The organism is Staphylococcus sp. HMSC056G08, from assembly GCF_001812305.1.
In the GTDB taxonomy this organism is placed as follows: domain Bacteria; phylum Bacillota; class Bacilli; order Staphylococcales; family Staphylococcaceae; genus Staphylococcus; species Staphylococcus simulans.
The window spans coordinates 69,308-92,925 of the sequence record NZ_KV808446.1 but is presented as its reverse complement, the minus strand read 5'-3'; the positions used below and the strand labels follow the sequence as shown (position 1 = coordinate 92,925).

21 protein-coding genes are annotated in these 23,618 nt (G+C 32.9%); 1 reads left to right on the top strand and 20 read right to left on the bottom strand.

All coding sequences use genetic code 11. The features are described from left to right. Position 1: 1 nt before the first annotated feature. From HMPREF2846_RS02800 to HMPREF2846_RS02775, 6 genes are all read right to left on the bottom strand, one after another. Positions 2 to 481 carry a PTS sugar transporter subunit IIB gene (locus tag HMPREF2846_RS02800; protein ID WP_031262332.1) on the bottom strand — a complete coding sequence of 160 codons (480 nt, stop codon included), beginning with the start codon at positions 479 to 481 and terminating at the stop codon, positions 2 to 4. Further along, the gene (locus HMPREF2846_RS02795; RefSeq protein WP_070625605.1) at positions 475 to 2,268 is read right to left on the bottom strand and encodes a glycoside hydrolase family 35 protein; all 1,794 of its coding nucleotides are present in this window, start codon (positions 2,266 to 2,268) and stop codon (positions 475 to 477) included. The genes HMPREF2846_RS02800 and HMPREF2846_RS02795 overlap by 7 nt, the downstream gene beginning before the upstream one ends. Positions 2,269 to 2,295: 27 nt before the next feature. Then, positions 2,296 to 3,411 (bottom strand): SIS domain-containing protein, encoded by a 1,116-nt coding sequence (locus HMPREF2846_RS02790; RefSeq protein WP_070625603.1) that lies wholly within the window; start codon positions 3,409 to 3,411, stop codon positions 2,296 to 2,298. 62 nt (positions 3,412 to 3,473) lie between these two features. Continuing rightward, positions 3,474 to 4,187: a GntR family transcriptional regulator gene (locus HMPREF2846_RS02785; RefSeq protein WP_070462979.1), complete on the bottom strand. Its 714-nt coding sequence runs from the start codon at positions 4,185 to 4,187 to the stop codon at positions 3,474 to 3,476. 190 nt (positions 4,188 to 4,377) lie between these two features. Then, the gene (locus HMPREF2846_RS02780) at positions 4,378 to 5,079 is read right to left on the bottom strand and encodes a DUF5655 domain-containing protein (protein WP_371099730.1); all 702 of its coding nucleotides are present in this window, start codon (positions 5,077 to 5,079) and stop codon (positions 4,378 to 4,380) included. Between the two features lie 651 nt (positions 5,080 to 5,730). Then, complete coding sequence (locus HMPREF2846_RS02775) at positions 5,731 to 6,144, bottom strand: hypothetical protein (protein ID WP_023014777.1); 414 nt, start codon at positions 6,142 to 6,144, stop codon at positions 5,731 to 5,733. A gap of 171 nt (positions 6,145 to 6,315) precedes the next feature. Between HMPREF2846_RS02775 and HMPREF2846_RS02770 the strand changes: the two genes are divergently transcribed. Further along, positions 6,316 to 6,699, top strand: a complete 384-nt coding sequence (locus HMPREF2846_RS02770) for a hypothetical protein (RefSeq protein WP_070625601.1) — start codon at positions 6,316 to 6,318, stop codon at positions 6,697 to 6,699. Positions 6,700 to 6,781: 82 nt separating this feature from the next. Here HMPREF2846_RS02770 and HMPREF2846_RS02765 read toward each other — a convergent pair whose 3' ends face one another. The 14 genes from HMPREF2846_RS02765 to HMPREF2846_RS02695 form a co-directional block, all read right to left on the bottom strand. Continuing rightward, entirely contained in the window at positions 6,782 to 8,137 is a 1,356-nt protein-coding gene (locus HMPREF2846_RS02765) for a PTS ascorbate transporter subunit IIC (RefSeq protein WP_002480168.1), read from the bottom strand. A gap of 20 nt (positions 8,138 to 8,157) precedes the next feature. Beyond that, positions 8,158 to 8,442 (bottom strand): PTS sugar transporter subunit IIB, encoded by a 285-nt coding sequence (locus tag HMPREF2846_RS02760; RefSeq protein ID WP_002480169.1) that lies wholly within the window; start codon positions 8,440 to 8,442, stop codon positions 8,158 to 8,160. Position 8,443: 1 nt separating this feature from the next. Further along, positions 8,444 to 8,887 carry a PTS sugar transporter subunit IIA gene (locus HMPREF2846_RS02755; RefSeq protein WP_002480170.1) on the bottom strand — a complete coding sequence of 148 codons (444 nt, stop codon included), beginning with the start codon at positions 8,885 to 8,887 and terminating at the stop codon, positions 8,444 to 8,446. Positions 8,888 to 8,890: 3 nt separating this feature from the next. After that, positions 8,891 to 10,831, bottom strand: coding sequence for a BglG family transcription antiterminator (locus HMPREF2846_RS02750; protein WP_070625599.1), 1,941 nt, complete (start codon positions 10,829 to 10,831; stop codon positions 8,891 to 8,893). A 138-nt stretch (positions 10,832 to 10,969) separates the two neighbouring features. After that, on the bottom strand, positions 10,970 to 11,446 hold the full coding sequence (locus HMPREF2846_RS02745; RefSeq protein WP_070625597.1) for a TIR domain-containing protein: 477 nt from the start codon (positions 11,444 to 11,446) through the stop codon (positions 10,970 to 10,972). Further along, the gene (locus tag HMPREF2846_RS02740; protein ID WP_070625595.1) at positions 11,446 to 12,879 is read right to left on the bottom strand and encodes an SIR2 family protein; all 1,434 of its coding nucleotides are present in this window, start codon (positions 12,877 to 12,879) and stop codon (positions 11,446 to 11,448) included. Before HMPREF2846_RS02740 ends, HMPREF2846_RS02745 begins: the two co-directional genes overlap by 1 nt. A gap of 20 nt (positions 12,880 to 12,899) precedes the next feature. Further along, positions 12,900 to 13,955, bottom strand: coding sequence for a toll/interleukin-1 receptor domain-containing protein (locus HMPREF2846_RS02735; RefSeq protein ID WP_256274081.1), 1,056 nt, complete (start codon positions 13,953 to 13,955; stop codon positions 12,900 to 12,902). Between the two features lie 450 nt (positions 13,956 to 14,405). Further along, positions 14,406 to 15,110, bottom strand: a complete 705-nt coding sequence (locus HMPREF2846_RS02725) for a TIR domain-containing protein (protein ID WP_070625591.1) — start codon at positions 15,108 to 15,110, stop codon at positions 14,406 to 14,408. 12 nt (positions 15,111 to 15,122) lie between these two features. Continuing rightward, positions 15,123 to 16,355, bottom strand: a complete 1,233-nt coding sequence (locus HMPREF2846_RS02720; RefSeq protein WP_070625589.1) for a restriction endonuclease subunit S — start codon at positions 16,353 to 16,355, stop codon at positions 15,123 to 15,125. After that, positions 16,348 to 17,904 (bottom strand): type I restriction-modification system subunit M, encoded by a 1,557-nt coding sequence (locus HMPREF2846_RS02715; RefSeq protein ID WP_070625587.1) that lies wholly within the window; start codon positions 17,902 to 17,904, stop codon positions 16,348 to 16,350. The genes HMPREF2846_RS02720 and HMPREF2846_RS02715 overlap by 8 nt, the downstream gene beginning before the upstream one ends. After that, positions 17,904 to 18,485, bottom strand: coding sequence for a restriction endonuclease subunit S (locus HMPREF2846_RS02710; RefSeq protein WP_070625585.1), 582 nt, complete (start codon positions 18,483 to 18,485; stop codon positions 17,904 to 17,906). The genes HMPREF2846_RS02715 and HMPREF2846_RS02710 overlap by 1 nt, the downstream gene beginning before the upstream one ends. Positions 18,486 to 19,070: 585 nt before the next feature. Then, positions 19,071 to 21,875 carry a type I restriction endonuclease subunit R gene (locus HMPREF2846_RS02705; RefSeq protein ID WP_070625583.1) on the bottom strand — a complete coding sequence of 935 codons (2,805 nt, stop codon included), beginning with the start codon at positions 21,873 to 21,875 and terminating at the stop codon, positions 19,071 to 19,073. Positions 21,876 to 22,071: 196 nt separating this feature from the next. Beyond that, complete coding sequence (locus HMPREF2846_RS02700; protein WP_070625581.1) at positions 22,072 to 22,575, bottom strand: MepB family protein; 504 nt, start codon at positions 22,573 to 22,575, stop codon at positions 22,072 to 22,074. A gap of 171 nt (positions 22,576 to 22,746) precedes the next feature. After that, on the bottom strand, positions 22,747 to 23,460 hold the full coding sequence (locus HMPREF2846_RS02695) for a zinc-ribbon domain-containing protein (RefSeq protein ID WP_070625579.1): 714 nt from the start codon (positions 23,458 to 23,460) through the stop codon (positions 22,747 to 22,749). Positions 23,461 to 23,618 lie beyond the last annotated feature (158 nt).

The window sequence follows — 23,618 nt, the reverse complement described above, 5'->3', positions numbered from 1 at the left end:
ACTATCCCTTAATTAATGTCATAAAATCTTCTGCTTTATCGTTTGGAACCATTTGAGCAGTTATCTTAACGCCTTTTTGTTGAATTGCTTTAAAGTCGTTAATATCTTTATCCGTTACATTGATTGAACGGGTAATAGACTTTGTTTCATCTGTTTGAGACATATTACCTACGTTTAATACATCAAGGTCAACACCTTGATTGATCAGTTCTAAGAAACGATCTGGTTTCTTCGCAATGACCATTAAGCGTTGTGAATCGTATCTGCCTGCTAAAATATTTTCAGCTGCTTTTGCTACAGGCAAGACACTTAAACGTACACCTGCAGGTGTTGCTAATTTCAAGCCTTGCTTGTCAATTGTGCTTTGAGCGACTTCATCATCAATTACCATAAAACGTGTGATATTCAGTTTCGTTGCCCATAAGTTTGCGACTTGACCGTGAATTAAACGGCCGTCAATTCTGTTTGCTATAATCATGATGTTCTCTCCTTACGTTTTGAGGCTATATATTGAGGTGCTTGTAATAAGCGGATTTCCTCTGAGTACTGTCCTTCTGTTTCGAAAATAATGATTTCATTTTGACCTTGTTTCAATAATGCACCTGGGATATACAAAGAAAGTGTCGGGCCTATGTTCCAGTAACGACCTATGTTAAAACCGTTCACTAATACAACGCCTTTACCGAAACCGCTTACATCTAAGTAAGTACTTTCAGGTGTTTCTATGTCAAATTGATATCTGTAGAAACTTGGTTGGTCTGCTTCCCATGCTTGTTCAAAGTGCTTGTCTTCTAACAAGTCAAAATCAATAGCGAATTGTTTCCATTGTTGTACAAAGTGCAGATCTTGCATCAAACCTTGACCGAGACCTTTACGTTGTGTCGGTGCGACGAGTTTATAACCATAATTGACACGTCCCATATGTTCGACTAACACATCTGCTTGAACGACAGGTTGTTTTAATGCCACTTCAAACTTGTCACCGATTTCTTCTTGATAGGCGGTATAGACTTTTTCGTTGTCTAAGAACAATTGGACACGGTCTCTCGCATCCACGATTCTTAAATACTCTTGTCTAGTCGCTCGTTTCAACTGTGTACGATAAACCATGTAACCATAGCCTGTTCCAGCAGTCTCCATAGATTCTGGATAGAAGCTTTCGCTGTGATGGCTGATGTCGTCTAGGATGTTAAACAAGCTGACTTTATCAGTTAACGTGATATGATCTTTAGACATCAACGTTTTCACTTTCGGTGTTGTTTGTTGAATCTCTGGATGAAGCTTGTGTACCAGCTGTTGAATTTTGTAGTACTTCACGGTTGGATTGCCTGCTTCATCTAAAGGTGCATCGTAATCATAAGATGTCACTTGTGGTAAATCGATACGTCCTCGTGCAGAACAGCCATTCCAAAATCCGAAGTTCGTGCCGCCATGAAACATGTAGAGATTAATGGAACCGCGTTTTAATACTTCACCGATTTCATCAATCAATTCATCGCTTTGACGTGTAATGATACGGTCACCCCAACGGTTGAACCAGCCATCCCAAAATTCCATACTCATTAGCGGCCATGTTTTGCCGAATTGTTGATGGAACTTGTGCAGGTTGTCTAAACGCTTTTGTGATTTCGAACCGAAGTTGCCTGTCGGTATAATTTCTGCTTCAGCGAGACTGCCGGCCTCTAAACATTGTTGCCATGAGCCGTCTGATGTGAATAGCGGTACTGTTACACCGCGGTCTCGCATCATGCGGGCGAGTGCACTGAGGTAGGTCTTGTCTTCACCATAAGAGCCGTATTCATTTTCGACTTGCATCATGAGGATGGGGCCGTGATGGTCGATTTGAAGCGGTGTTAAGATTTCAAACAATCGGTCGTAATAACGCTCCACATACTCTAAGAATTGCGGATCACGCGAACGCACACGTAAGTTTGGTTTTGTTAATAACCACGCTGGCAAACCACCGAATTCCCATTCTGCACAAATGTATGGAGAAGGTCTGATGATGACATAAAGACCAATAGCTTCAGCCGTATGAATGAAACGTTTGATATCTTTCGTCCCAGAAAAGTCGAACTCACCTTCAACGGTTTCGTGAAAATTCCACGGTACATATGTCTCAACGGCGTTAAAGCCCAAGGCTTTCAAGTTGTACAAAGAATGTTCCCAGTCTTCAGGCAACACTCTGAAATAATGAATCGCACCTGACAAAATCTTCAAAGGCTTTCCATCTAACATAAATTCTTCTTCCACTGTGAATTTACTCAACAAGCTCGCCTCCTTGAATATTGTGTCTTAAGCTTTAAATGGATAAATCGTGACACCTTTAACGACACGGTTGATAAATCCATTTGGACTTGGGTTATCTGGATTCAATCCTAATTGAACAGATTTATAAAACGCTAATAACTGTCCGAAAATCAAATACGCAAGCGTCAACTCTAAATCACTGTCATGTTCAGCATTTGGGAAAGTAAATGTGAATGCATCATCACTTGTTTTACCGTCTAACACTAAGATTTGATAGTTACGTTCTGGCATATCGATTTCATGAATCACATCTGCTTCATAACGACGTTGATAGTCATTTGAACCTCTCAACATGATGAATAATGCATTGTCATTCAAACCAGCTTTAGGACCGTGTCTGAATCCAAGTGTAGTTTCTTTCGCAATTTCAATCGCACCTGCAGTCAACTCGTTTAGTTTCAAGCTGACTTCTTTGGTCAACTCACCTTGCATGCCTGTGCCGGCATAAAAGATTTTCTTGAACGGTTGCGCTGCAACTTCTCTTGCATGTGCATCAATCCAACTGAAGTTCTGTTCGACACGTTTAAAGTAAGCTTCATCGATTTCTTCTGAACTGAATAATAAGCATGCTGCCAATAACATAGTTGAGAAACTTGATGTCATTGCGAGTGATTTATCATTCGTTTCATCTGGCAAGATAACTTTGAATGCATTCTCAGTATCTGCGTAACGTCCTAAGAATCCTTCTTTATTGTTTGTGATGAAAACGTGATAAACGTGTTGTGACAATTGGTTAAATAATTCTACTGTGCCTTGCGTTTCAGGGCTATTACCTGATCTTGCGAAGGAAACCACTAAGTATGTTGTTGCATCGTCGATATATGTGCCCGGATTTGTCACAAAGTGTGTTGTCGGTACAGATTCAAAGCTCCATTTCGGGAATTTATTATTATCCACGGCCAAACGCGCAATGTCGCCGACATATGCACTTGAACCTGCGCCAGTGAAAATAACTTTAAATTTGTCAGTCGATTCATTATGTTCAATGGCTTCAATGAATCGTTTGAAATCCGCTGAAACATCATTTACAATATCGAACGTTTTCTTCCACACAGAAGGCTGTTGTTGTATTTCTCTATAAGTATCTGTTGTCTTCAAAATGATTCTACCTCCTACTATGTTGTTATGTTGTCATAACCAGTTGTATTATGAATACACAGAGCTTAAAGCAGCTGCACTGTGTATTTGTAATTATTACCACCTGCATAAGATTGCGTATACTCAATGATTTCACCTTTAACGTAACTGACACGTTCAATGAACATACAACTTGCGTTAATGCTTTCATTCAATAAATCCGCAATACTCTTATTCAATTTAATCGCACTTAAACTTTCATATGCATTATCAATCTGAATATCATAATACTGATCTAATGTTTCATAGAGTGAGTGATGGTTAAAATCGAATTTATCCAACCCTTCACATAATCTTACTGGTAAATATGTAATTTCATAAATCATCGGCTGGTCATTTGCGAGCCTTAAACGTATTAAACGGTACACTGAGTGAAATGATTTTAAGCCCATTTTCTCTTGTAAGAATGGCGTCGCATCAATACGTTCCATACTGATTACTTTCGTACTTGCCTGCTTTCCATTCTTCTCAATCTCATCTTTGAAACTATAAAGACTGTTTAACACTTGTGTATAATGATTTCCTAGTACAATCGAGCCCTTTCCATGTTCACGTCTGATCATTTGTTCCTGTTCCAAACGATCCAGTGACTCACGAATCGTAATACGACTCACATCATACAAATCACATAATTTTCTTTCAGATGGTAATTTTGCTCCTTCCTCATATTCACCGTTTACAATCCGAGTCTTTATATCTTCATACACTTGGAAATATAACGGAGCTTTAGAGTTATTCATTTTTATCACCTCTGGTTATAACCACTTTTATTATAATTGAGTTTGTAAGGGCTGTCATTACTTTTTTTGAAAAAATTTCAATTTTTCTTGCCCTATTAAAAAAGAGAACTGCTGAGTCATCAACAGTTCCTCCCTACTATCAATTGCCTATCATTTTAACACATGTACATCATTATATACGTACCATTCATTAGTTATTCTCATAACTCGCTTCAATAAATGACTTAGCCTTTTCTAAATCCTTTTTGTTTCTCAATGTTAAGGCGACATTACCAGTGCCATAATGACCTATGTGTGTCATATCTTTACTAAATCCTGGTTCCCATTCTATATCTGTCGTGTCTATTCTGACATACATAAGAATAATACCTTTCTTCGGCAACATTTCAACGCACACAAAGTTCTTAATACGTTTAAAGGCACCATAGAACTTTTGTGCTTTAAACTGCACGTCATCCCCTAAGCTCATAACATAGTTATATAAATCATCGTATAACTGTGTTAGTTCATCTGAAGCTAACTCAACATTTATTAAAAACAAACTTTTATGACTCGCTTTATGATGACTTGTCGATTGTACAACTGGTTTCACTTGCGGTGTATTCACATTTACAAGTTCTAATAATAAGTAGCGATTATCATAATAGCTGTATCGATATAACTCAATATTGCGATCAATCAACTGAACCGCATGTTCATCATACTTAGTAAAGTTACCTGCGATACAAACTAAGCGTGGATTCGACCAATCAATCTCTTCAGAAGCTGTTCTACCTAGTTGTTGCATTACTTTCATTTGAAATTCACCTTTATGATCAAGCAACCAATCCAAATAAAATAAGCCTTGATTAATCACATTTTCATTAGTCGTACGTTTATATTCAATAATCACAGGTACATTATTTTCATCAATGCCTAATGTATCTATACGTCCGCCATGTCTTTTTCCTGTTGTATACTCACTTGCGAGAAATTTAACTCCTTAAAAAGTCTCCAAATGATTCTCAATCATCGTTTGAAGTTCCTTCTCAATTGTCACTGATTGCCCTGTTAATTCCCTTACATCGTCACCATTCACATCAAATAATTTAATATCAGCCATTTTCACGTCTCACCCTTATGTATATCTTGATAGTTTTCTTTTTTATTTTACTATAAGTCATGTAAAAACAGTGAGTTAACCAATGATTTTATACACCTTTAAAATCAACACTAAAACAAATTATTATTGTTTGTTATAATTATTAAATAACAAGAACTTTTGAGAGGTGATTCTATGAAAGGGATTGTGAGATTCATACTATTCTACATACTAGCTTTGATTATTTACAACTCGATGATGTTTATCTTCGACAGAAAGGTGGACTTAGCTGATGCCTTCCTACTTCCTTTAGTGGTTACCTTAATTATGTTTCTTGTATTTAAAACCAAAGAAGATCAGTAGATTAAGAATTTTTGTCAATTAGTTAACAACATACTTCAATACAAACCCCCAAAATATGAACAACTCGAAATGAAAAAATTATCATTTATAAAGTCATTGCTACTCTAGATACTTCTTATTCACAACCATACTGTCAGGATATGCTTTCTGGAAATAACTTATAAGCACAGTTTCAACTATTAATATTAGAGGTTTCTCTTCAATTTCAATATAACAAAACTCTAATTCCTTATACTCAATATTATTATTTTCCAAATACTCTTTCATATTTTTAATCCCAGTATCAGTTTTATTAGTATATTGTCTTACCCTTTGTGCTAATTTTTGAGTCTTACCCATTCCCGACTGTCCTATGTATATTAATTTATTATTATGCCACAATCCATATACTCCTCTAGCCTCCTTACTGATTGTGGTATTTATTGTCGTTTTATCCAACTTAAACCTTGGTCCATTTCTAATCCCTTCAATTTCTTTTTTATACTCTTTGTAAAGTTGTTTTAAGTTTAACATTATTAATTCTTTCTCCCCTTTAAAATTCGTATAGTACTTTGTTCTTATACGCATTACTACAAAATAGCACGAATGAATATATTTTTTGATTTATATAGTCTTTTGAGCTGAACAAATATATAATTACTTTAACTAAATTAAATTCACTACATTAAAGGGCGAGGGGAAGCAATGAAAAATTTAATCAAGCTAGGGGTAACTATATTATTAAGCTTTATCTTACTTACAGGGTGTGAAAATGGGGATAAACAATTTATAACAGGCAAATGGGAAACAAAAGATGGTCTTAGTTATACTTTTAAAAGTAATAATACAGTTATTAGTGAACATAATAATCAAAAAGGCAAATATTCATATGAAGTTATCAACCCTAAAAATGATAATAAAGTCACTGTTAAAATAACAAGTGACTACGGTCATTTCAATTTTTATTTTGGTATTATTAATTCTAACAAAATAATAATTGAACAAGTTAAGATGTATGATACAGATGGTGGCTTGATTTCAGAAACTGAAGATAAAGAAAAAGGTGCAATACTTCATAGAATCAAATAATGATTAAGAATAAGTTATTAATACATCGAATCTAAACAAGAACCAGCTACTCTACTCTGAATAGCTGGTTCTTAAAATTATGTTATTTACTTTCTGCTTTTTTATTCGCTCTGCCTTGTAAGATAAATGCTGCAGCACCAATGACTACAATCGCAATGATAGCGCCAATTAGTCCTAAGAATTTAACGATATTACCAAAGACAATACCTACAACTAAGAAGTCTGTATCTGAGAATGTTGTTGCAGCTACGCCTAGATCTCCTAGGAATGGCAAGAACAGTAATGGTAAGAATGTGATTAATAAACCATTAATCACTGCCCCTGCAACTGCACCTTTAATTCCGCCTCTTGCGTTACCGAATACACCTGCTGTAGCACCTAAGAAGAAGTGGGGAACTACACCTGGTAAGATAACTACACCACCAATTAGGAACATGATGAACATACCTAATACACCAGTGATGAAACTTACGAAGAACCCAATTAATACTGCATTTTGTGCATATGGGAAGACAATCGGACAGTCTAAAGCTGGTTTAGAGTTCGGTACCAATTTCTCTGAAATCCCTTTGAAAGCAGGAACAATTTCAGCCAAGATCAAACGTACACCTGTTAAGATGATGAATACACCTGCTGCGAATGTTACACCTTGGATTAATGAGAATACAATAAAGCTTTGACCATCACTGATTTCACTATGTACATAACCAGGTCCCGCAAACAGACAAGCGATAATGTACAATGCAATCATTGTTAATGAAATACTGATAGTACTTTCACGTAAGAAACTTAACCCTTTAGGGAATTTAATATCTTCCGTTGATTTAGATTTACCACTAAACAATTTACCTACAGCACCTGCTGCCCAGTAACTAATAGAACCAAAGTGTCCTAATGCGACTTGATCATTACCTGTAATCTTACGCATTGTCGGTTGAAGCAATGCTGGGAAGACTGCCATAATTAAACCTAAAATGATAGCCCCAATAATTACTGTTAATGAACCTTTAATATGACCTACTGTAAGTAAGATTGCTAAGAATGCTGCCATATAGAATGTATGGTGACCTGTTAAGAAAATGTATTTCAAGTTAGTGAAACGTGCAATTAAGATGTTCACTAACATACCACATACCATGATTAATGCAGCTGTTGTACCATAGTCTTTTAATGCTAATGAAATAATCGCTTCGTTATTTGGTACGACCCCTTGTACACCAAAAGCATGTTGGAAAATCTTACCGAATGGTTCTAATGATTTTACTACAACATCTGCACCAGCACTTAAGATTAAGAAACCTAAAATTGTCTTAATTGTACCTGTAGTAATTTGTGAAGCGGATTTCTTTTGAACAATTAAACCTACCAGTGCAATAAGCGCAACAAGAATTGCAGGTTGACTGAGTATATCGACAATAAAATCTAAGATCGCTTGCATGGCTTATCCCTCCCCTTCAATTAGATAAGGTTATCTTCTTTTAATTTAGCTTCTAATTTTTCTTGTAATTCATCTTTATCAAGAATGTTATCCAGTACTAACACGTTACCTAAACGTTCTGCGTTTTCTTCTAAGTCACGGCCGCAGATAAATAAGTCAGCCATATCAGGGCTAGCTGTCATAATGTCACTGTGTTCAACTTCAATATCTGATGGTGCATTAATATTTCTTAACGCCTCTTGTGCGTTCATTTCTACCATGAAACTACTACCTAATCCGTGTCCGCATACTACTAAAATTTTCATCTTAATCATTCTCCTTTATAATTTCGATAATTTCGTCGCTATTTTTTGATGCTAATAATTGATTTACAACTTCTTTATTACCTAAGAGACCTGCTAAACTTTGTAAGACATTTAAGTGTGATGTATTATCTGTCGCACTTAATACAAAGATTAATGAGGCGTAATGACTATCTTCAGCAAAATTGATAGATTCATTTAACTTCAGTAAGCTTAAACCTACTTTATTCACATTATCTTCTGGTCTCGCATGCGCAATCGCAATCTCTGGCGCAATCACAATGTAAGGTCCAAATTCTTTAACGCTGTCAATCATCGCGTCTATATAGCCTGTCTCGATGTAATCTTGTTCTAACAAAGGTTGTGCTGCTTCAGTAATAGCTTGAGACCAGTCTGGAACTTGGTCTTGCACTTTGATTTTATCTTTAGTCAAAATGTCGAGTGCCACGTGTTACTCCCCTTTCATACTCACTTGGTTAATATATTCATTTATTTCACTTACGTTTCCTTTTAGAAATGCTGCTTGAGAATCTTTGTTCATCAGTAATTCACTAAGTTGTCCTAATGCTTTTAAATGAACCTTAGGTGATTTCGTCGCTAAGGTAATAACTACATGCACTGGGTCATGATTGGGATGACCGAATGTAATACCATGCTTAAAGTAGGTCAGCGCAAACCCTGCACCTTGTATCACTTGGTCTGTACTCGCATGTATCAATGCGATATGTGGACTAATCACCATGTATGAACCGAATTTTTCAAACTGCATTTTAATTTCTTCCGCATATGCTGGTTTTACGATATTGTCTTCAACAAGTGATTGAACTGAGACATCAATCGCTTGTGATTTGTTTAATGCCTCATTATTTATTGAAATACGATGCTTTGGTAGTAAAGCACGTAAGTCATCACCCATCTCGTTCATCATCGCAATGCGTTGTTCTCTTGCTTGATTAATCATGTGATTCAGTTTATCTCGTGAACTTTTGTTTAGGAATGGATCCACATGGATGACTGGAATGCTGTCGATATTAAAAGAAACTGTAGAGATAATGTAATCTACTTTTTCATTTAATAGTTGTTGTTCGTTAATTTGATAAACTGAGTACGCATCTGCGATGTCTAGTTCCGGGTAAGTATTGGCGAGTTTACTTTTGAGTAGTTGGGAGGTGCCGATACCTGAACCGCATAATAGAACGACTTTGATTTTGTTGTTGTCGTGTGTTGAGACGCGTTCAATGCTAGATGCGAAGTGAATCGCGATGAAGGCGAGTTCGTCTTGGGAGAAGGTGATGTAAAGCGGTTCTTCCAAGATATCTATATGACTTTCAATTGCTTCTATAACGTTTGGATAGCGTTGATATATTTCGTCTTTTAATGGATTCTTTTGAGTCATATCAAACTTCAAACGATGTATTGCTGGCTTCATATGAATCATTAAGTTGTTGAGTAGTTTATGTTCGTTTGTTAAATCGATACATAATATGATGCTGACTTGTTTAATTAACTCTGTGACCCACGTTTGTAACTCAGAATTATTTCCTGGGTTATCATCATCTGAAACTTTTGAACCTAATAAATGTAACGTAATAAAAATGGCTTCTGATTTTGGAAACTCGATTTTGAATTCTTTTTCTAAGTTCTCTTTCATCTTTGAAGCAATTTCATATTGAGGTGTTTTAGACAATCGTTTAACTTCATCTTCTGGAATATCAAAAGAGAAGTCTTCTTTTAAACGTTGTAAGGCAATTAACACATGATAGATCAGACCATCGGTCGCCGATTGTACTAAGTGATAGTGTTCATTCTTCAAAGTATCTACTACAGTTTGTCTCACTCTCATGAGTTCATCTTCAGAAAACAATCCAGAACGTGCAAAAGGAACAGCATTACGAAAATAAGCGCGAATCTGATGTGCATATGCTTTACGATAATCTTCTTCATGTCCCTGAATGTTAAAACCTTTATTCTTAACGTAGTTTAATTCCAAGTGATAAGTATTCAACCATTCTTGTACAGCCTTTAAATCGTCAACGATTGTTCTTCTAGAAACATTAACCATTTCAGCCAATGTATTAGAAGAAATCGGTGTTTCAGACTCAAATAATTTCAACGTAATATTTAAAACACGTTCTTCTTTCGTATAATGTACGCGTAATGTATGAGAAGCATCATCCAATAAATAATCATCTAATGCTTCAACCTTCACACCTGATGATTTATTACGATACACACGATAATTAAAACGATTTGCATGATCTTCAATACCTTCCAAATCATATTGGATAGTACGTTGAGATACATCAAACCGTTCAGCTAACTCCACAATCGTTTTATACTCATCTTCTTCAATCAGAAGATGCAACATATTCATTTGTCTATTACTCAACAAGTTAATAGCCTCCCTATATCTTTATTGTAAGCGATTTCTTAACTATGTAGATGTGCAATCTATTGCATGGAAGAATCCGAAAAATTGCATAGCAAAAAAGAGTGTCTTCAAAAACCGACACTCTTTTTATAAGATGTATTATTTAAAAGAATCATCTATCCAACGTGGGAGGTTGTTATAACCATCATCAATTATATAATCGTATTTTCCTTGAATAATATCATCAAACCATATTGAATTTCCGAACTCGTCTTCACCAATGTTTTTACAAAAGCTTTGAGAGGTACTCTTATAACCATTTAAGTCTTTAATATTACCTATACTTATCCCGATAATTTTGTTTCCTCTTTTTAAACTTTCTAAAATTTCATATTGTACATACGGTCGATTTAAAGTTTCTGCTCCTACAAGAACAATTGTTACAGAAGTTCCTTTTAATTGTCCATCTATCCAATTTTGCACTGCTATTTTTCCATTTCTCTTAATTGTTTCAAATTCAGCTTTATCTATAAAGCCCATAACTTTATCATTTTTTGTTAATCCACTATTTCTTACTGTCATTACTCTAGAAATATCATTATCATAATGAAAGCTAAAGTATACTCTTCTACTCATTATTTCACCCCGTAACTTTGTATATACTCTACTACATCTACCAACAAATCTATAAGTCCATCATTTTTTACTTTCAATAATTTATCCTTATATTTTAATAAATAATCTGGAATTTCATTATTTTTATCAAGGTGATTATAAATTATTTCAGCCATATACCCTGTAGTTGGTACAGGAATAACCTTTTTATTTTGTTCAAATGCAATTTCAAATTCTTCAAACATCCCATTTGCAGTCAAACATTTTCCATCAACTTTTTTATTTCCAAATATAAATATACAAATTCCACTTTTAGAAATTATTGTTTCTCTATATCTCTTCCATAATTCTTTTAGTTTTGTATGGTTTATATGATCTTGAGGAAATGGATACAATTTTAAATACTCATCACTATGACCATATTTTTTTTCATATATCTCTGAAAGAGCTCCATTAATAACATTAGATCCTATACCTAAGCCAAAACCTGATATAACTACATTTTCATTCTGTATCAGTCGTTTTGATAAATTATAACAAAAGTCATCTACCTTTTCTTTACGCCAATTTTCATCATAGCATTCTATACTTCCTGAAATGAATATTGAATCTCTTAATTGTAAGTCGTAAATATTCTCTAGTATTTCAGGAATTTCATCGTATTCATTAATCAAAAGAGTTTTAATGCCATACCTAGCCATGTCATCTATTTTCAACTCTTGCTTTACTTTATTATATTCATAGTTCTTGTTATCACTATAATCTGTTTTATTAACTTTTCTCATAATACAATAATGGTCTCTAGTATTATTTTCAATAAGCATGTTTACTTTCGATAATATTCTATCTAAATTAGGATCTTCAAAACTAAAGCCAATAAATAAAAAAGTTTTAGAAATTAAATCCGCCTTTAGAGTGGTCGTGAATAATGACCTTTTTTCTTCATAGGAGTCATAATCATCTTTTATAAAAACAACATTATTAGGATCGTTAATGTCTCCATGCATTTTATAAACTGTGGCATCACTGTTGTTTTTTTTATAAGATAATTGACTTGTTTGGCTTTTCACATCAGCTAATCTATTATATTTTTTAAGTGCTTCTTCAATCAATGTATCGTAATTAGTTGTCCAATAAACAGAAATGGGTAGTTTTGCCATCGCTTTTACTGTTTTATTTAAATTAGTACTTGAAAAGTTATCAGCAATAGCTAAATTTATTGGAGTTCTTTTTTGATTATTTGCATTATAATAATATTGCATTACCTTTGTTAAATCATGCTCTTTATTGACATCTAAGTTGATTTCTTTAGCAAATTCTTCTACTAAAGACTTCCAATCTAAAAATCCCGAACTTATAGATGTACCAGCTCCTGCAAAAATTGCTGCATCACCATCTTTTACAGCTTTAAGATATTTTTTAATAAAAGCTTCTTTATTTATAGTACCATTCATATAATCCCATCCTTGAAATTTCATTTTTCTATTATAATAATTTCTTTGCCCAGACTTTCAAAATATTCTTTCTCAAAATTTACCCAGCAAGATAACGATGAGTTTTTTGTTTTGATAATAATCATTTTTTTACTTTGTCTCATTCTTAATTTTAATACTTCTTTAGTGTAGTCACTAACTAAATCTCTTTTTAAAAATGTATCATCCAAAGTCCAGTCACAATAACAAAACTTACCTTCTCCATTAAGTTTTTGTATCGTTTTTCTCACTAACTCCTTGTCCTTACTACTATGAGATATAAAGTAATCATATTCTTGACACATTATAGTTTTTTGAGTAGCTATTAAATTGTATAAATCTTCAGGTGTTTTATCGCTTAAATCGGCTTCCTCAATCATATAACTTTTCTTCTTCCCTTTGAAACCTTTTCTTAAAGTTACATAGTGACCATATGACTGTAAATGAAAAAAAGCAAAATGTCTTAGTGTCATGTTTCTTTCTGAAGCATTTATTTTTCTGAAAAATGTCGTGATTTTTTTAGTATCAAATCTAGTAAGTTCATCTAAAATTATTAATTTTTCTTCAGCATTCAATTTTTTCTTATGATAAGCATTCATTAACTTATCAAGATAATTAGGGTTTACGTTTTGAGCATTTATTTTTGCTGCCTTTATCTTTTCGTCCTGCTTTTTTATAGCTTTTTTTCTTTGACTAATTATTTGTTGTTTCTTTTGTTTTATATCTGGTTCATTTAAACTTTGTGCATGTTTTAAACGGAAGCCATTAGAAAGCATTTGTTTAACTTTCGGATGATTATAAAAGTAAGCTTCTGGTGATTCGGGATTGTATCTCTTTTTTTTATTTTGTTTAATTAAAAAATTGTCTATTTCTCGATAAACTTCTTGCCTTTCGACTAACATTTTCCATTCAAACGGATAATATTCTTGATATTTTCTCAAAATTTCATATTCATTAAATTTTTTTGGTAACAAAATAGCAATTTTATTCAAAGAAGAAGTAATCTCTTTTATTATTCTTATGTTTTCTCCATTATATTTTCTTTTAGTTACCCCCATATAATACCTCTTTCACTATATTTTTATTAAAAGTCCGCAGTTTAGTTCCATGTTATTCTGAAATAAATTTGAAAATGATTATAAATTATATATAATGTGATAAAAAGCAAAGTAAAATAGTAAGGGTAAGCTGAAACAGAACAGAGAGTTTTAAAATATAACCTTTTATTTTTAAATCGTTCAATATTCATATCAAAGTCCTCCACTTGTCCTAACAAAGCTGCAACATACAATTTTCTATACAGCTTCTCTAAATAAAGATAATACATATCAAAAATTAAAAATATAATAGTTATCAATATTATTATTAGTTTTTTATTTAATGATGGTTTTGTTAAGTCAAATATGTTAATAGCAACAATTAAAGTTATAAACCAACCTTTAAATTGAAAACTATTATTTGCTAATCTATTAATAATTGTTTGTATCATTTCAAGAAACTTTATTGTACTATCTTTCATTCTCTTTACCTACAATATTCAGTAGTAATTGTTCTTTCGTTTTGATATCATTAAAGTTTTCAAGGAGTTTTTTTATATCGAAATTAAAAGCAATATCTTTATTATAAAATCCTCTTTTAAATATGTTTGAACTATTAATTTGAATAATCATATTAATTATCTCTAGTTCTAAAAATATCCAAGGTGATGTTGTACTTTTACGATCACTCACTTTTATTTTATCAACAGATTTGGAATCTAAAAATATAAATTTATCACACTTATATATCGCCTTTTGTAACGAAATAAAAAGTAATGTATGCACTACAGCAGTAGTAATATTTCTTTTTTGATAATCATACGAGTTGTCATTTTGATTCTTCGAATATTGATCATCTATCTGTTTAAGCAAACTTTCGAAGTGATTCCAATATAAACTATCAATAAAAACTTTTTCTCCCCTTTCTTCTAAAATGGTTGCTATTTTTTTCCCATCCTCTAAGTCGTCATGCGAATGAGATAAAAAAACAGTAAAGTCACTTTGCATGAAATTTTCATCCATCATTCTCACTGTATCAAATACATCTAATTCTCCATCACTTTTCATTAAATAACAACTCAAATCTTTAAATATCTTTTTAGCATCAAAATCTTTACTTCGTAATTCATCAATCCAGTTTTGATTAGATTCCAAATTTATTTTTAAAAGCTTCATCATTTCTCTCCCTTATAGAAACATTGATTGTAAAAGACTGCTTTTTTTTCTTGAAAGTAATTGAACTTTCTTTTTATGCAATTCTATCTTTATATCTATCTTTCCAAGAAAATCTGCTATTTTTAATTGTTCTTGATATTTGGGTAGTTTTATTACGATACTGTTTATTGATTCATTGTTGAGCGTTATTCCTTTTACTGCTCGTGCTCCAAAAGAGCTTATATTTACCATATTTAAATAATAATAAACAAACTCTGTATTTACATCTTCACTAATCCAGTTAAAATGACATATTGCTTCATTAGTGTATAAATCTTCTTTTAATATAGCTAATCTCCCAATAGTTAGTTTAAAACTCATAACAAGTGTATTTTTAAGAACCGGTTTTTTATTAGCTACTGCAGCTTGTGTTATCCCCTTATTACCTTCCGTTATATATTTTTTATTTAGCCCAGCTATTGACAACCAATTATATTTAGATTCTTCCCAATAATCATTATTTTTGGTAGAAGGAGTAAACCCTTTAGTTACATGTGCAATTTTTCCTAGGGAAGAAACTTCCCACTCAGGATAATCATTTCCATTTTCATCTTTAAATCGCAATTCTTGAGAGAAAATCTTTTGCATATAACCCTTCTTCTGTTCTTCTAACAATGCCAATTTCTTTTCCTCTAACTCGATTTGTCGATCTAGCTTGCTAAAGAAATCACTAATCTTTTTTTGTTCTTTTGAACCTTGAGGAAACTTCATATACAGTCCTTTAATGTCATTATTATATAAATGAACCACAGTTTTTCCTTGAGCATATTTAGCTAAGTTCAACTTATTTACCCCATTTATAGATAAAGAAATAAAACATCCATCAAAATTAGTTTTAGGATCAATAATGTTTAAATCTCCACCAATATATACCTCTTGATTTGTATCTATTGTTGAAGCAGTAGCTATATCAATAGCTGTTTCTCCAGAAGAAGGTATGAGCACTTGGTTTTCTTCACCTTTTTTCAGCTTCGATGTATCTAAATCAGTTTTGCTATAAATTTCTTTTATCAAAGCACCATATCGAGTATACAGTTCACCATATAAAATACAACTTACTCCTTCTTCACTTAAATCTCCTTTAGAAATAGATTTACCTTTAGAAAAGTTAGCAATGTCTTTTAATCTATACTCTTCCCACTCTCCACTAAACTCTGGAAAGCGTAGTTCAGGAACATTTGGTTTGTGTTGGTTTTGCTTACTCATTTTTATACACTCCCAATTCTTTTAAGTAGCCGTTAATTTCTTCTTCGAGTTGGGCTATCTCTTTGTCGATGTCTGCGATATCTTTTTGAACTTGGTCTAAATCTACAGGCTCTTCTTCTTCGAATGTATCGACGTAACGTGGAATGTTTAGGTTGTAGTCGTTTTCTTCAATTTCATTGAGTGTTGCTTTATGACTGAATTTATCTATTTCTTCTCTATTTCTGTATGTGTCGACAATTTTATCTACATCTTCATCTGAAAGATGATTTTGGTTTTTACCTTTTTCAAATGATTGAGATGCATCGATAAATAAGACATCATCATCTGATTGACGACATTTTTTGAATACTAATATCGCTGTTGGAATACTTGTACCGAAGAATAAATTGGCTGGTAAGCCAATAACTGCGTCTAAGTAGTTTTTCTCTTCAATTAAGTAACGACGAATTGTGCCTTCGGCAGCCCCACGGAATAAGACACCATGTGGTAAGACTACTGCCATTGTACCTTTTTCATCTAAGTGATAAATCATATGTTGAATAAACGCAAAATCTGCTTTAGATTTAGGTGCTAATTTACCATAGCTACTGAAACGTTCGTCATCTAAGAACTTTTTATCTGCACTCCATTTGGCACTGTATGGTGGGTTAGCCACAACCGCTTCAAACTTCTCTTCATTCGCAGCTGGATTTTCCAACGTATCCCCATTTTCAATTTGAAAACGTGTATAGTTCACATCATGTAGTAACATGTTCATTCGTGCTAAGTTAAACGTCGTACTATTAAACTCTTGCCCATAATAATTACGCACATTAGCTTCGCGTCCAACACGTAATAATAATGAACCAGATCCACATGTTGGGTCATATACACTACGTAAGTCAGTCTTACCAGTTGTGACTATCTTAGCTAAAATCTTAGACACTTGTTGGGGCGTATAGAATTCTCCTGCTTTCTTACCTGCAGTCGCCGCAAATTGTCCAATTAAGTATTCATATGCGTCACCTAACATATCGATTTCAATGTCATCATGCATAAATGGTAATTCCGCAATATTCTTTACTACTTTTGCGATTAAATCTGATTTTTCTTTAAACGTTCTACCTAGTCTTGAAGATCTTAAGTCCATGTCATCAAATAAGTTAATAAAATCATCATGACTATCTTCACCTTGGGTAGACTTCTCTACTTCTTGAATTGCTTCAGCTAGTTTGTCTAATTCAAATTGATTATTACGTGCATCTTTCACAAACTTACTAAATAAGAATTCAGGTTTCACAAAGAAACCAATACGGTCTGTTAAAGCGTCTTTAAGCACTTCACGATATTCATCGTTTTCCCATGCCTCTTCGTATGTAATATCATCTTCTCTAAGTAAAATATCTACTTGTTCTTCTGTTTTTTCAGATAAGAAACGATAGAAGATTAAACCTAGGATATAATTTCTAAATTCACTCGCATCCATATTACCGCGTAAGTCATTCGCAATATCCCATAGTTTCTTTTGTAATTCCGCTGTTTGTTGACGTTGTTTTTCAGTCGTTGACATTAATGATTCCCCCTGAGTAATGTTTCTTTTAAATAACAATCCATAAGCTTTTCACGTTTTTGTTTTAAATATTTAAGTCGTCTTCTTTTTTCCGCAATGTCACCTATTAATTTTTGTCTATTGTAAGGTGGTAAAGTGATTTTCATTTGTTGAAGTTGTTTAGCAGTAATTTTCTTAACTAAACTTCCGCCTTGTCTAAACAGATTCAGTTGTTTTAATGATTCCGGTGATTCGTTAAACCAATAAACAAAATACGCTGGATAAATCTTATTTCTATCTATCTCTATCTGCGTATAGTTATAAGGTAATAGCGCACCTGAATGCTTGTGACTGATTAACACACATTCAGCATTCATCATATTCACTACAATCTGGTTTTCATAGACATAGGTCGCATTATTATCTTCTTTTAAATATAAGGTGGTAGGTTGGTGTGATTCTGAAAGATAGTATCCTAAGTCATCATTCATCATACTTTGATCATAAACAATGCGACAGATACCTTCTGCCTTACCAACTGTCTTTAATCGGTTTAATAATGAACCACTTCGATAATCCTCTATAAAATTAATGACATCCACCTCACTATTATGTATTTTTTCATTACTACATTAAATATAGCTCATTTACCTCGTATAGTAAAGCTAGAATACAAACATTTGTTCCCATTATACCTTAAAAAGTCTATTCTTTAAAATCATCACAGCTTTTTACAATTCACCTAAGTTTTAACTGTTTTTCTTTTTATATGCTATATTTATATTAATAATATTTTCTAATTTGAGTGTGTGAAGTTCTACTTGTTTTTATTACATCATGAAAGGTCGTGTGCATTTGAAAGCTATTGTGTGGATTATCAATATACTGAATTATCTTCTTTTAATCGGTTTGATTAGCATTTCTGTTTTTACTGATCATGTTTCAGAATGGTGCTCAAATATTATTACATTATTTCTCACATTTACTTTAGCTTTGTTAGCTACTTCGCTTGTATTAAGTGTTCGTTTTAATAGAGATGATAGAATTAATAACTACCTTTATGTGAGTACGTTTTTAAACTTGTTTAACCTTTTTATTGTCTATCCCGCGCTTGCTATCTTTCTCTTTTAATACATTTTTAGTACGTGAAAAAGCAGACCTCTTATTTTCAGGTCTGCTTTTGATGTCTAGCTTATGCTTGTAAATTTATTGACTGTGTTTTTGATAAATGTAGCGATTTGGTTCACTGTTTTGTTTCGTAATAACAAACTGCCTTTAGTTTCTTTATCTATCTCTGATTTATTGATTTGTCCGCTATATTCGTATTCGTTGATGAAGCGTTCTAAAAGTTTAGCAGAGAATGCTTTAGCAATTGCAAACGATTTTATTTCTTCTCTTTTCTTACGCTCTTCAAAACGATAGTACATTTCTCTAATATCTGCGTCTACGCTTAATGTCGGGATAACATCATCTAAGAATTCACGGATTAAGTCAGATTTCAATCTTAAATGTTCATCATCTGCTTTATCGAGTAACTTACGTATTTCATCTGTATCTTCTTGTTGTGCTTTTTTATCTCTCAAGTTAATACGTGCAAGCAAGTCTAAAATGTAATCCACATTGATAACATCATTACGCATCAATTCAATTGAGAAATCGATATCTTCTAAAATAGACGCTTTTTCCCCAGCATTTTCTTCTCTTTGTTGTTTTCGTAGTTGTACTTGTCGATAGATTTCTTTATATTGACCGAGATAATCCTCATATTCCTGATGATCAATACCGATTTCATCTAACGTAAACTCGAATTCTGGGAATGGTTTAATTTTGACTAATAGGAATGTTAAGTCTCTAAATGCTTTAACAAATTTTTCTTTGTCTTCATCACGTTCTAATTGTTGAATCGTTTCCGCTAGCGGCGCTATATCATAAACTGCAGCTAACGCTTTTTGGAAACGTTGTAATAACACGTGATAAGGCGGGCTTAACACTACATCTGTATTATCTGTTTTAGAGAATATTTCTATTGCTTTATCAGTGTTCGCTTTCAAGTTACGATAGCATACGATATTCCCATATGGCTTTGTTTCTTTTTCAACACGGTTAGTTCTTGAGAATGCTTGAATTAAGCCATGATGATATAAGTTTCTATCAACGTATAGTGTATTTAATAACTTACTGTCAAAACCAGTTAAGAAGATATTAACCACAATTAAGATATCTATCTTTTCACCTGGTATTACTTTCTTCATACGTTTAGAAACATCTGAAAAATAACCTGCATAGTTATAGGTATCAAAGTTAGTACCGAACTTTTGGTTATAGTCTCTCATGACATATTCTAATTCGTCACGTACATATACATGATCTTCTTTTTCTTTCGTGTCCTCATTTGGATCAGAACTTGTAAAGATTGATGATACTTTCAGGTTATGTTCTCCTGCTTCTTCTTTCTCTTTAAAGACACGAAAGTATTCCATTGCCCTTTCAATACTATCTACTGTAAAGATTGATGTGTATTTACCATCGTATGTTTTCTTTTTATAGTTTTCGATAATATCATCTACTATGATTTCATGACGCTCTTTATAGCCATAATATTCTGGTCTATCAATATCTTTAACTTCTCCATCATTCATATGCTTTTTAAGATGCGCAACTTTAACATAGTCTACTGAGAAGCCCAGTACGTTATTATCTCTAATAGCATCTTTAATTAAGTAATGATGTAAGCAACGACCAAAGATATCAGCTGTACTGCGGCCATCTTGGCTTTTATTTACTTCAAAGCGTGGTGTACCTGTAAAACCAAAGTATTGTGCATTTTTAAAGTGTTTCTTTACATCACCATGCATACTCCCGAATTGCGAACGATGACATTCATCAATAATAAAGATGACTTTATCTGTCTCATAACGATCCATTACTTTATTACCAGAGTTAACAGCCTTAGCCATTTTCTGCATTGTCGTTACAATGAGTTTATTTTCGTCTGAGCCGAGTTGTTTTAATAAGGTTCTCGTATTTTCTGTCGTATCTACGGATCCCTTATCGAATTTATTAAACTCTGATATGGTTTGACTGTCTAAATCTTGACGGTCAACTAAGAAAATCACTTTCTTAATGTCATCTTTCTCCGCTAGTAACTGACTGACTTTAAATGATGTCAGTGTTTTACCACTTCCGGTTGTATGCCAAATATAACCATTATTATTTGTTTCAGTTGCTTGGTTTAAAATTTCTTCCACGGCATAAACCTGGTATGGCCGCAAGGCCATCAAGATACCTTCAGTTTGATTGATAACCATATAACGACTAATCATCTTAGCGATTTGACATGGTTCCAAGAAATCATCAATGAAGTCACGTAAATGTGTAATACGTTCATTTTCTTTATCTGTCCAATAGAACATATGACTCTTCAATAATTGCTTATCATTATTAGCAAGATAGCGTGTCTGTAATTTATTACTGATAACCAATATTTGTATGTACTTAAACAAGCCCGTATAGTTATAGCGTTGATAACGCTCAACTTGATTAAAGGCTTCAGTAATTGCGACACCGCTTCTCTTCAATTCAATTTGAACCAATGGTAAACCGTTAATTAGAATCGTCACATCATAACGGCTTTTATGTTTATCTTTAACAGTGACTTGGTTGGTCACTTGAAACTTATTTTGACACCATTTTTCTTTATTGAAGAACTCCAAATAAGCGATAGTACTGTCGTCTCTAACTAATTCATATTTATCTCGTAATTTCATCGCACTATCAAACACGGACTTATCCGAAATATCCACCATTAATCGTTTGAACTCTGTATCTGATAACGGTTCGCCCATTAACCGATCAGCATTACGTTCATTTAGAATCTGGCGGAAATTATTTTCTAACTGTTCTGTGTTATGAATCTTTACACGTTCATAACCTAAGTTGTTAAGTTGTTGCATTACTTCTTCTTCTAAAGCATGTTCACTCTGGTATGACATAGTCTCCCTCCACTCTATCCAAAACCTATCGTCCATTTATCATCTTATACAAATATAATGAACCTTTTTATTCTGTAATTTTCATTTTCTTTTGACTGAATTTTTATATTTATCATTATTTCTATAATACTACAAAATACAGAGTTATTTTAGTTATACATCGTTAAAAATACGTCATTTCTAGGGATTTAATTTACTATTCAAAATAGAGACTGTACAGTTCTTCTTTATTAACATCATTACTGAGATCAATAAAGTATTGCTTTTGCCACGCTTGTGATTTTTGTGCTGTTTTATTTAAACTGGTTTCCCAGATTGGATAGATTCTAAATGCCATTTTTCCTTTATGGCGTTTTGATTGAAGTATTCCTTTTTCTATCAGAACTTTTTTAGGAAAGACAAATTGACCTATCTTACTTTCATCTTGAATACTAATAATCAACTTATTCTCTATATCTGTTTCATTAAAGGGGATATTTTTATTAGACTCATCTTTTTTCCATAAAGCTAAAAAGTATCCTGATTTCTTTGGTGTCTTTTTAGCTAAACGAGTTTTAAATGATTGGTTATTAATAATACAGTCATACGCACCATATTCTGTGTTCCAATCTTCAACCTTTAATTTATCTATTTGTATATTCTCAAAACAGCTAAGAGCTGTTGTTATAATACGCAATGAATCATCTATTTGTTTATTCATAGTTATTCTCCTTTAGTAACAAGTTATCTTCTGGAACACTGACTATAATATATTCCTACAACTCTTTTGTACCTTCTCTTTAACTCTTAATGATTAGTTTATCATTAGTTAACCTATGAATATTAAAAAGGAGTCTAGGCATACTTCACAAGTTGCCTAGACTCCTTTTATTTATATTTGATCAATATTTTCAATTGCTTTAATATATTGTCCATTTGTATAGACTTTGATGGTATAGTCATTGTCTTTGTTTTTATCGTAGTACCAAGTATCGCCACGTTTTTCATTCGGTACGTTATGGAAGTCCGTGAACTCTCTTGTTGTGACGTTAGAAGGTACAACGAAGACATGATCTACTTTGTTGTCGTTGTCATAACTTACGGCAATATTGCCATATTTATTAGCGTCATGACCGTTAATATCTAGACTTTCTTCTGGTTCTCCATATTTCTTTTCAATCGTTTTCTTAGTATCTCCAATATGGAATCCTTTATAACCTGAAGAGTTATCTGCGTTCATAAAGTTAGCGCTGAAGTCATCTGAGTTTACTTCAACTTTAACTGTTTTTGTTTCTTGTTTTGATGTTGTTGCTTGTTCTTGCGCTGTATCGTTTTGTGCGGCTTTTTTGTCGTTATCTTCACGGATACTCATAAAGTGAGAGATAGCGAAAATCAACGCAGCAACCAAAACGAGGATAATAAGACTAATCACGATAATCCAACCTTTTGATAATTTCTTTTTAGATGACTGTATGCGGTGTGTTTCGTTTGTAGGTTTTGATTGTGCTGCATCACGCCTGTCTTTTTGTGGCACTTTTGCACCGCAGTTTGTGCAGAATAGTTCATCAGGTTCTAATTTCTTTCCACAATTTGTACAGTACTTCAAAGTTAAACTCCTTTCTATATTCAGATGACATAGATGCCGTTATTTTAAGTACAAACTATCACCTTTGCAGTTTTCACAACTTGATAATGTACTTCAATTATACATCTTGTTATTTTAATTTATAGTACATTTTTTGTCTTTTTTGAAAAATATTTCAA

Excerpts from the sequence above, each read along its gene's own strand:
- HMPREF2846_RS02785 (WP_070462979.1), bottom strand. The coding sequence starts at position 4,187 with ATGAATAACTCTAAAGCTCCGTTATATTTCCAAGTGTATGAAGATATA.
- HMPREF2846_RS02775 (WP_023014777.1), bottom strand. The coding sequence starts at position 6,144 with ATGTTAAACTTAAAACAACTTTACAAAGAGTATAAAAAAGAAATTGAA.
- HMPREF2846_RS02770 (WP_070625601.1), top strand. The coding sequence starts at position 6,316 with ATGAAAAATTTAATCAAGCTAGGGGTAACTATATTATTAAGCTTTATC.
- HMPREF2846_RS02765 (WP_002480168.1), bottom strand. The coding sequence starts at position 8,137 with ATGCAAGCGATCTTAGATTTTATTGTCGATATACTCAGTCAACCTGCA.
- HMPREF2846_RS02760 (WP_002480169.1), bottom strand. The coding sequence starts at position 8,442 with ATGAAAATTTTAGTAGTATGCGGACACGGATTAGGTAGTAGTTTCATG.
- HMPREF2846_RS02745 (WP_070625597.1), bottom strand. The coding sequence starts at position 11,446 with ATGAGTAGAAGAGTATACTTTAGCTTTCATTATGATAATGATATTTCT.
- HMPREF2846_RS02740 (WP_070625595.1), bottom strand. The coding sequence starts at position 12,879 with ATGAATGGTACTATAAATAAAGAAGCTTTTATTAAAAAATATCTTAAA.
- HMPREF2846_RS02735 (WP_256274081.1), bottom strand. The coding sequence starts at position 13,955 with ATGGGGGTAACTAAAAGAAAATATAATGGAGAAAACATAAGAATAATA.
- HMPREF2846_RS02725 (WP_070625591.1), bottom strand. The coding sequence starts at position 15,110 with ATGAAGCTTTTAAAAATAAATTTGGAATCTAATCAAAACTGGATTGAT.
- HMPREF2846_RS02720 (WP_070625589.1), bottom strand. The coding sequence starts at position 16,355 with ATGAGTAAGCAAAACCAACACAAACCAAATGTTCCTGAACTACGCTTT.
- HMPREF2846_RS02715 (WP_070625587.1), bottom strand. The coding sequence starts at position 17,904 with ATGTCAACGACTGAAAAACAACGTCAACAAACAGCGGAATTACAAAAG.
- HMPREF2846_RS02705 (WP_070625583.1), bottom strand. The coding sequence starts at position 21,875 with ATGTCATACCAGAGTGAACATGCTTTAGAAGAAGAAGTAATGCAACAA.
- HMPREF2846_RS02700 (WP_070625581.1), bottom strand. The coding sequence starts at position 22,575 with ATGAATAAACAAATAGATGATTCATTGCGTATTATAACAACAGCTCTT.